Source organism: Sphingobium sp. C100, from assembly GCF_000508185.1.
Taxonomy (GTDB): domain Bacteria; phylum Pseudomonadota; class Alphaproteobacteria; order Sphingomonadales; family Sphingomonadaceae; genus Sphingobium.
In genome coordinates this window covers 23519-31865 of sequence record NZ_AYOY01000166.1, presented here as the reverse complement: position 1 = coordinate 31865, position 8347 = coordinate 23519, and the positions used below count along the sequence as shown (strand labels likewise).

8 protein-coding genes are annotated in these 8347 nt (G+C 62.4%); all 8 read right to left on the bottom strand.

Features of this window, described 5'->3' with window-relative positions:
* Positions 1–97 precede the first annotated feature (97 nt).
* The gene (locus C100_RS40755; RefSeq protein WP_024020863.1) at positions 98–1396 is read right to left on the bottom strand and encodes a sodium/hydrogen exchanger; all 1299 of its coding nucleotides are present in this window, start codon (positions 1394–1396) and stop codon (positions 98–100) included.
* Between the two features lie 82 nt (positions 1397–1478).
* On the bottom strand, positions 1479–1886 hold the full coding sequence (locus C100_RS0125070; protein ID WP_229668384.1) for a hypothetical protein: 408 nt from the start codon (positions 1884–1886) through the stop codon (positions 1479–1481).
* 175 nt (positions 1887–2061) lie between these two features.
* Positions 2062–2649 (bottom strand): SRPBCC family protein, encoded by a 588-nt coding sequence (locus C100_RS40750; protein ID WP_031309927.1) that lies wholly within the window; start codon positions 2647–2649, stop codon positions 2062–2064.
* Positions 2573–2872, bottom strand: a complete 300-nt coding sequence (locus C100_RS47985; RefSeq protein WP_084625449.1) for a TFIIB-type zinc ribbon-containing protein — start codon at positions 2870–2872, stop codon at positions 2573–2575. Before C100_RS47985 ends, C100_RS40750 begins: the two co-directional genes overlap by 77 nt.
* An 80-nt stretch (positions 2873–2952) precedes the next feature.
* A complete protein-coding gene (locus C100_RS40745; RefSeq protein WP_147395514.1) occupies positions 2953–3579 on the bottom strand; it encodes a hypothetical protein in 627 nt (208 codons plus the stop codon).
* Entirely contained in the window at positions 3576–5045 is a 1470-nt protein-coding gene (locus C100_RS40740) for a TolC family outer membrane protein (RefSeq protein WP_024020859.1), read from the bottom strand. Before C100_RS40740 ends, C100_RS40745 begins: the two co-directional genes overlap by 4 nt.
* The gene (locus C100_RS40735; protein ID WP_024020858.1) at positions 5042–7540 is read right to left on the bottom strand and encodes a heavy metal translocating P-type ATPase; all 2499 of its coding nucleotides are present in this window, start codon (positions 7538–7540) and stop codon (positions 5042–5044) included. Before C100_RS40735 ends, C100_RS40740 begins: the two co-directional genes overlap by 4 nt.
* 214 nt (positions 7541–7754) lie before the next feature.
* Positions 7755–8120, bottom strand: coding sequence for a hypothetical protein (locus C100_RS48360; RefSeq protein WP_024020857.1), 366 nt, complete (start codon positions 8118–8120; stop codon positions 7755–7757).
* Between the last annotated feature and the right edge of the window lie 227 nt (positions 8121–8347).

Sequence of the window (8347 nt, the reverse complement as noted above, 5' to 3'; positions counted from 1 at the left end):
TACCATCCACGCTATGCCCTCAGAATGCCTACGAATCTGTGGCAGCCGACGTGACGCAGACACCCTCGGCCAAATACCCGAGAAGGACATTGACGGCTCATGTCGCCGGCGACCCGCTCACGGGCGAGATTGACGCGCCGGGGTGGACCGCCGGGTGCTTTGCGAACAGCCCGACCTTGAACAGGTGTCCGAGCGACCGCGCGTTGAACACAAGGAGCGCCCCGGCTAGCGCCAGATAGCCCCAGGACAGCCAGGTCAGGCTTGCAATTGTCCGCGCCTCGTCCCCGAGGAAGTTCAGCGTGAGCCCGACCTGGACCGTGAACAAGCCGGCCAGCGCCCGCGCGCCCCACATGCCGAGTCTCAGCCGCAGCAGCAGCGCGATCCCAAACAGCGACTGCGCCGCCGTCAGGAAAAACTCTTCGTGCTGACGGTCATCGAGGGGGAGCGCGCTCAAGCTGCCGGCGCCGAGGCTCATGGCAAGCGGCAGCATGCCGACCAGCAGGGTCCATTGGTTGATCTTGTCCGAAATCATCGTGGCGAGGCCGTTCGCCGCCCGTCCCGAGAGCACGAACAGCACCGCGATCGTCACCGCAGGCGCCTCGCTGGCGAGCGGCGCGAGCCATTGAATCAGTAGGAACTCGTCGATCCCGATCAGACGCCCTGAATCGACCATCGCCTCGGCAAACGGTTCGGCCGAGGCGAGGATGACTGTCGCCGCGACGACCGTCAGTCCGGCCATCGCGGCCCACTGGCGCGCCGGCGACAGCCGACCTAGCGCCGCCGCGGGACCAGGTTCGTCCTCCTCGTCTTCTTCCGCCTTGGGCAGGTAGCTGACTCGCCAGACATAGGCGGCGAAGATGCCGACCAGCACGACGCTGTCGATCCAGCCGATCGCATCGCGCAGCAGGATCGTGAACGACCAGGCGGTGCCGATCAGCAGGAACGTAATCTCGGCCGCGTTGACCGGCGCGAGATCGATCCGACCCTGCCGCGTTCGAAACCAGTGGATGATGACCATCAAGGGCCAAGCTAGGCCGACAAGGAGCCGATTGGCGCCTGTCATATTGGCGGCGGCGTAGTGGACGTAGTTCGAGCTCGGGTCCTGCCCGGCGGCATAGGCATAGTAAAAGTCAACGGCATATTCCGGCAGCACGGTGACCAGCGCGATCGCGGCGACGATCAGGCCCTGGCTCACGCGCTTTTCTGCGGCTTCCGCACCCCAGGACAGCATGAAACCGGCTGCAAGGATCGCCGTGCCGAACAGGGCAGCGTCCAGGAGCGGGTTTGGGCGCCACCCGGCAAGCCGAAGCACAAGCGCGGGCATGGTGGCTGCAACGGCGACACCAAGGTAGCCGGCAAAGCGGCGGAGAGTGGCCTGAGGCGCGGATGCATTCATACTTCAGACCTTCCGGAGCGGCTCTAGTTAGCCAGTGATAATGCGATTAGTAGCGATCTCATGAGCCAGGCATGGAAACAAATCATCCGCGTTTGCACGTGCGCGAGGCCTTCTTTGGTTCGTCGATCCTGACCTCCTTGCCGCTAACGGTCAGATTCATCCCGTCGCCCACATAGGCAAGGCCTTGCGAAGGCGTGCTTAGTCTAAGCACCGGGCCGGAAGGTTGCCGCCTGACGTTGATCGAGGTCCCGTCTTGCAGGAAATCGACATAGAGAAGGCCGCCGTCGGCGCATCTATAGGTATGGCTCGCGACGATCGACGGCGGCATCGCCGGTGGCGGTGCCACGTTCGCGGCGTCATTCGAAATCTCACGCTCGCCTTTGTCGGAGCACCCCGCCAGCAAAACGGCAAAGGATACTGCCAGGAAAAGCGCGCCTCGCGAAACAGCGCCGCCGGTGCGCAAGCCATCGATGTCGGATATGCGTGTCATGCTTCCTCCTTCCAAGAGTTCGCCCAGGAGACCAATCGGCTCGGAGATGTCGCCGTGGGCGCGGGGGCGCGCGCCCACGGCGTGGTCCCGGCTGCAAAGGGAAGGCGGTTCTCATCTAATGGAGACCTTAACTTCCGCGATCTTGCTTGCGGAGGACCAAGCTCTATCGATCCCATCAGGCATTTGGACGGAATCCCTTCCTGGGGCGCTTCTTGGCCGGGTTGGATGGTCGTGCGGGTCGGAGGTGTCGTTGAAACAGTCTATCGCTGATCTCGAGCATTTGCCCGAAGTTGCGCCTCATCTTCTTGAGTCTCAGACCCGCAAGGACGCCGATGCACCGAAAGCTATGGACCAATTGCGATCCGACGGGGACGGGCGCCAGCGAATAGCTCTCCTCAAATCCGATCAGCCAACCAAATCCAAAACGTACTGTCACTTGTCGTTGCGGCTCAAGTGCTATGATGCGCGCGTCAATCGTGAAGAAGCGCTTTTTCGAGTTCAGCCGGAACGAGTATTGGACAAGGCCATCCAAGACGAGCGGCCCATTAATTCGTATGAACGGATTCCACCGCTCATAATTGTCGAACCGGGTCAACGCCGTCCACACCTTTGGCGGCGAGGCATGCAGGACCGTTTCATTCTCTACTAAAAACACGCGTCTCTCCTCGCGCCGCCGGGCAGCAGGATCAGTCGAACAAATCCGAAAGAAAGCCGCGCCTGCGTTTTTGTCCGTGGTGACCCGACCGATGGCGATCATCGTCATAGTGCCCCGCCCGGCTGGGACGTGGCTGCGCGTCTTCACGTGATTGCGATGGCATTGCGGCTTCGGATCGTTCGATGATCTTGTCGAGTTCTCCTCGGTCGAGCCACACGCCCCGGCACTGCGGGCAGAAATCGATTTCCACGCCTTGGCGATCGGAAATTGACAAAGTGACCTTGCAAACGGGGCAGAGCATGCCTTGGCTAGCTGCAGTGGACGAATTCATATTCGAGGTCCTCTTCCTTGGATCAGGGCCGATCCGCTTACATCGATTTTTTCACATGCCTGGTCAGCAATGAGCTGAATTTAATTCAGCTCATTGCTTTTCTCCGCCTGTTGGCGCTTCGATCCTTTGCCCACTCGAACGACATCGCCTTGCTTCGGTGCCAGCACGTCAGACAGCGTCACGAAGCCCTCAAGCATGGCATCGGCATGGAGCATCAGGGGTTCGATCCGGCGGGTAAGTATCCTGCCCATCAGCTTTACGCCCAGCCCTTGGCCGGTGAGATCGTGGTGAAGCCAATGCTGGCTGGGCGTCCGCACGATGCTCAACGTCTCGACAAACCTGAAATGCTTCCTGGTGCCGAAGCTCAGGGTGAGCGTCATGTTCGGATCGTCAATCGTGGCCACGCCGGTCAACATGGCGCGCAGGCCTGAGCGCGGATTGTTCGTGAAATAATATCTGATCGCGCCTGGGTCAGGAGAGCCGCATCTGATGGTCACATAGGGGTTCCAACGCTCGAAGCATTCGACGCGGCGAAGAATGATCCAGAGATGGAGGGCGCTGCAGTTGATCGGCGTCCGAGCGTGGATCTGCATGTCCTTGCTTCCGTTCGGGAGAATTGTCGCCTGACGGTCCCGCCGCGCGCGTCTTCCCGCTTGGACGAAATACGGGACCGTCGGCACTTCCCAATGTCGCAACTCCCGCTTCATCGCTCATCTGCCCCGACCGTCGGCGGGCCCTGCTCAGCGTCCCGTGCGGCAGGTGTCGGCACGAACTCAATTCGGCCATCGGAGGCCGAGCTCGAATTCATTTCCATGAGCATGGGACCGCTCACGGAAGGGCGGCTGAAGCCGGGCTCGAACAGCGTCCCGCCGAAAAGATTGAGGTCGCGTGCCTCCGCGCGGCCCATCGCAGCGAGCAGCGTGAAACCGGCGACATAGGCGTCGCGCCGAGCGGTCACGAGCTGCACGCGGCTGTTGAGGAGCTCTTGCTCGGCGTTGAGCACGTCGAGAACATTGCGCGTGCCGACGCTGTTCTCGGCACGAACGCCTTCGACTGCGAGCTCATTGGCGGCCACCGCAGCCTGGGATGACTGGATCACCACCTGCGTCGCCTGATAGCGCGAATAGGCAGCGCGCACCTCCGCGACGACACGACGCTCGACGAAAATGGTTTGTTCGAGTGCCTGGCTCTCGAGCGCATTGGCGCGACGCACTTCGGCTGCGGGCAGACCGCCCTGATATAGCGGGATCGTTGCCGATAGCCCGATGGTTGCTGTGGTCTGTGCCTGCTGGAACACGCGTCCGGGAAGGTTGCCGGTAAGCGTGCCCAGATAATTGTTATAACCGCCGCTTGCCACCGCCGAGAGTCTGGGGAGGCGCGATGCGGCGGCCACGCGGACGTCATAGCGTGCCGCCTTCGCATCTGCTTCGGCTGCGATAAGCTGAGGGTTGTTCTCGATCGCAAGCGACACAGCTTCGACAGGCGATCTGGGAAGACCAGGCAAGGCCGGTGGCTGTTCGAGATCGCGCGCGGGAAGGCCAACGAAGCGCAGATAGTTCTCCAGGCTGGCGTCCAATTGCGCGAGCGCCAGTTCCAATTGTCCCCGCGCGACCGACAGACGGGCCTCGGATTGAGCAACATCGGTTCTGGTCAGGTCGCCCACTTCGAACCGGTCTTGAGACGCCTGCAGGTTGGTCTCGAGAACCGCGACATTCTGCTGGTTAAATTCGACGATCGCGCTGTCGCGCAGGACGTCCATGTAAACCGAGACAATCGCGGTGAAGAGATCGGCCTCGGTGAAGCGCAAGTTCGCGCGTCCAGATTCGACGCGCGCATCGGCGGCCCGGATCGCATTTTTCACGCGTCCGCCCTGATAGAGCGGGAAGGACAGGTTTGCGTTTGCATTGGCGGCGCGCAAGGGAGCAGAAAAGCTGTTCGCGGAGCGGACCACGAATTCCTGATAATCGGCGGTCGCGCTCAGCGTCGGGCGTGCCGCCGCCTTGGCGATGGGCACGCCTTCATCGGTGGCGCGCAGCCCAGCCCTTGCCCCCGTCAGGCTTGGGTTCGTGCGATAGGCATGGATCAGTGCTTGCCGCAGGGTTTCGCCATGGGCGGCGCTGGCCATGGCCAGGGGGACCATGGCCACGAGCCATGTCGCAACCCGCCTGTTCATTTGCCGCCTCCATTGTCCCGATAGGCGAGCAAACGAAGTGCGTTGAAGACGACGAGCAAAGTCGATCCTTCATGAGCCATGACCGCCGGACCTATTCCGAGCCCCATGATCGTTGCCGGCACGAGCAACGCGACCACGCCGAGACTGACCACCAAGTTCTGCCGGATGATCCAGCGCGTGCTACGGCTCAAACCCACCGCGAAGGGCAGGTGGGACAAATCATCGGCCATCAGCGCCACATCCGCAGTCTCCAGCGCGACGTCAGATCCGGCGGCACCCATTGCGATACCGACGGTGGCGTTGGCCATCGCAGGGGCGTCGTTGACGCCATCGCCCACCATCGCGACCGGCATTTCTCCACGTAACTTCTTGATCGTCTCGACCTTGTCCTCCGGCATCAGATCGCCCACCGCCTCGTCGATTCCCACCTGTGCGGCGATCGCGGTTGCGACCTTCTGATTGTCGCCTGAGATCATGATCATGCGGGTGATGCCCAGCGCCTTGAGCCGCTCGATGGCTTCTTTTGCGGCCGCTCGCGGCGTGTCCATGAGCCCGATCGCTCCAAGGTCCCGCTCACCCTTGCGCACAATCATCGTCGTACGGCCCTGCTCGCGAAGGCCTTCGATCGCCGCGGTCATCTCGGCCGACAGCGCAGCGACGCCATCTTGACCGAACATTTCCGCCTTCCCGATCAGCACGACGTCGCCATCAATTCGTGCCTGCACGCCGCGCCCGGTGAGGCTCTGGAGGTCGCTTGCAGGAGGTACGGGCAATTCGTCGAGAAACTGCCGCCCGTCCCGCGCGATTGCCTCGGCCAGCGGGTGATCGCTGAGGCTTTCGACCGCCACGGCAATCGTCATGAGTTCGTCGTCGCTCACTCCGCTCGCGGCCACGATGTCGGTGATGCGCGGACGGCCCTCGGTGAGCGTTCCGGTCTTGTCGAATGCGAGCGCGGTGAGCGAGCCGAGGCTCTCGAGCGGTCCGCCGCCTTTTACCAAGACGCCGCCGCGGGCGGCGCGGGCGACGCCGGAAAGCACGGCGCTCGGTGTGGCGATCGCGAGCGCGCATGGACTGGCGGCAACCAGCACGGCCATCGCGCGATAGAAGCTGTCGCGGAATGGTTCATCGACAACCACCCAGGCGAACAGCAGCACCACGACCAATGCGAGGACCGACGGCACGAAGATCCGCTCGAACCGGTCGGTAAAGCGTTGGGTTGGCGATTTCTGCGTCTCCGCCTCGCTCACCATCTTGACGACCTTGGCCAGCGTGGTGTCCGCGGCAAGACGTGTCACGGCGATCTCGATCGCGCCCGGGCCATTGATGGTGCCCGCGAATACGCGATGCTGAGCGGGCACCTTGTCGGGCTGCGCCGCCGCTTGCGACCGATCCGGTACCGGTTCCTTGTCGACGGGCACGCTTTCGCCCGTAACGGGAGCCTGGTTGACGCTCGATCGACCAACCACCACGAACCCGTCCGCTGCAAGGCGCTCATTGGGTTTCACAACCACAATGTCACCGATCACGAGTTCCTCGACAGGGACTTCGCTCAGCCCGCCAGCGCCGCGCCGCACCATGGCCGTGCGCGGGGCGAGTTCGGCCAAAGCCTCGATCGCGCGCTTTGCCCGTCCCATGGCATAATGTTCGAGCGCATGCCCCAGGCTGAACAGGAACAGGAGAAGTGCGCCCTCTGCCCATGCACCCAAGGCGCCGGCGCCTGCTGCCGCGACCAGCATCAGCGTGTCGATTTCGAAGCGTTTCAGCCGGAGATTATCGATCGCTTCGCGCAGCGTGAACCAACCGCCTAAGATGTAAGCTGCAAGATAGCAGCCGAGAGATATCCATGAGGGAGCCGAGGTGAGCTTCTCGGCGGCAAACCCGCTCGCCAGCAGCGCCCCACATAGTAGCGCGAAGATCAACTCGGTTTGACCGCCGAAGATCCCGCCATGGTCATGGCTGTGCCCTTCTTCCTGCTCATCATGCTTATGATCGCCCGATCCATGGTCGTGCTCATCGCCGCGCTTGCGAGATAGGTCCGATTCCGTGCGAGTGCTGCGCACTCCGAGCCGGCTCAACTCGGCCTGGATCGCCTGCTCTGAGGTTCGCCCGCGATTGAATTCGATCCTGATCGTTCCGGCGGCGTTGGCATCGGCTTCGATCACACCGGGCAGTGCGGATACGCGATCAGCGACCGTTCTTGCCCGGCGTTGGTGGGAAATGCCTTCGAGTTGCCAGACTACATGGCCAAACTGCGCGGTGATCTCGGCACCGGCGCTCTTCACCATTTCGCGGATCCGGGCCAGCGAGATTGCCTCGGGATCGTAGTGGACACACAACTGGGGGACAGCCTCCTCGCCGTTGCCCGCCTGCACATGTGCGTCGTTGATGCCAGGCCGCGCGGTGAGAAGAGCGATCAATCTCGACACGCAGCGGTCCGCCGTATCCGCGACGCCGGGCAGAATGACCGGAAGATCAAGCCGGGCCTTTTCGGTCATCTCAAGTCTCCGATGTTTTGGACGATTGGGCGGAATGCAACATTGGTTGCGCCAATGCTGGACAAGCTAATGCGTGTATGCGGTCCGCAGCGAATCGCGTTTTCGTCTCCACAACAGCCCTTCAGGCCAAGGAAACCGGCAAAAGCCGGCGAGCCGAAGGCCACGCCAGACAAAAAATTGCAGGGGCCGCGCAAACCGGGATGGTGGGAGAAGCTCATCCGCGTCCTCCCAATTTCTGGCGGCATGTCAGCACTGGCCGATTGGCCCGCTCGATGTGCAGTACGGGTCCCGAAATGCGGGCCGTGATCCCGTTCCCGACATAGGTCGGGTCTTGCGAAAAGGCACTGAGCCTCAATGGCTTGCCATCCGGTGGTGTGAGGTCGATCGTCAGGCCATCGCGGAAGACGTCGACGAGATAGCTTCTGCGGTCGCTGCAGACGTAGATATGTCTTTCGATGGCATCGGGATCGGAACCGGGAATGTGATCCTGCGCCTCCCGGTCTTCCGATGCATTCGTACAGCCTGCTAAGGCCAGAGCGGCTGGCAGGAAGAGAATTGTGGTCGCGCGCCTACCCGTCATTGGGCACCTTCCAGAGACGCAATTTGTCGTCGTGGGCGCCTCAGGGGCGCGGCGCCCACGACGCGGCTCTTCTCGCACCCGAGCGATTGCCGACATGCAACCCGAAGGGCCGGAATGCGCGGGCGGGAGCCAATTTGACGCAGATCCTTTGGCGCGACAGATGCTCGATCGGCGCAGCTAAAAGGATCGAAGTTTGACCGCCGCATGCGCTGGATGACCGGGTGGGC

What these genes read in the sequence shown, in the direction of transcription:
- C100_RS40755 (WP_024020863.1), bottom strand. Translation starts at nt 1,396, where the DNA reads ATGAATGCATCCGCGCCTCAGGCCACTCTCCGCCGCTTTGCCGGCTAC.
- C100_RS0125070 (WP_229668384.1), bottom strand. Translation starts at nt 1,886, where the DNA reads ATGACACGCATATCCGACATCGATGGCTTGCGCACCGGCGGCGCTGTT.
- C100_RS40750 (WP_031309927.1), bottom strand. Translation starts at nt 2,649, where the DNA reads ATGACGATGATCGCCATCGGTCGGGTCACCACGGACAAAAACGCAGGC.
- C100_RS47985 (WP_084625449.1), bottom strand. Translation starts at nt 2,872, where the DNA reads ATGAATTCGTCCACTGCAGCTAGCCAAGGCATGCTCTGCCCCGTTTGC.
- C100_RS40745 (WP_147395514.1), bottom strand. Translation starts at nt 3,579, where the DNA reads ATGAAGCGGGAGTTGCGACATTGGGAAGTGCCGACGGTCCCGTATTTC.
- C100_RS40740 (WP_024020859.1), bottom strand. Translation starts at nt 5,045, where the DNA reads ATGAACAGGCGGGTTGCGACATGGCTCGTGGCCATGGTCCCCCTGGCC.
- C100_RS40735 (WP_024020858.1), bottom strand. Translation starts at nt 7,540, where the DNA reads ATGACCGAAAAGGCCCGGCTTGATCTTCCGGTCATTCTGCCCGGCGTC.
- C100_RS48360 (WP_024020857.1), bottom strand. Translation starts at nt 8,120, where the DNA reads ATGACGGGTAGGCGCGCGACCACAATTCTCTTCCTGCCAGCCGCTCTG.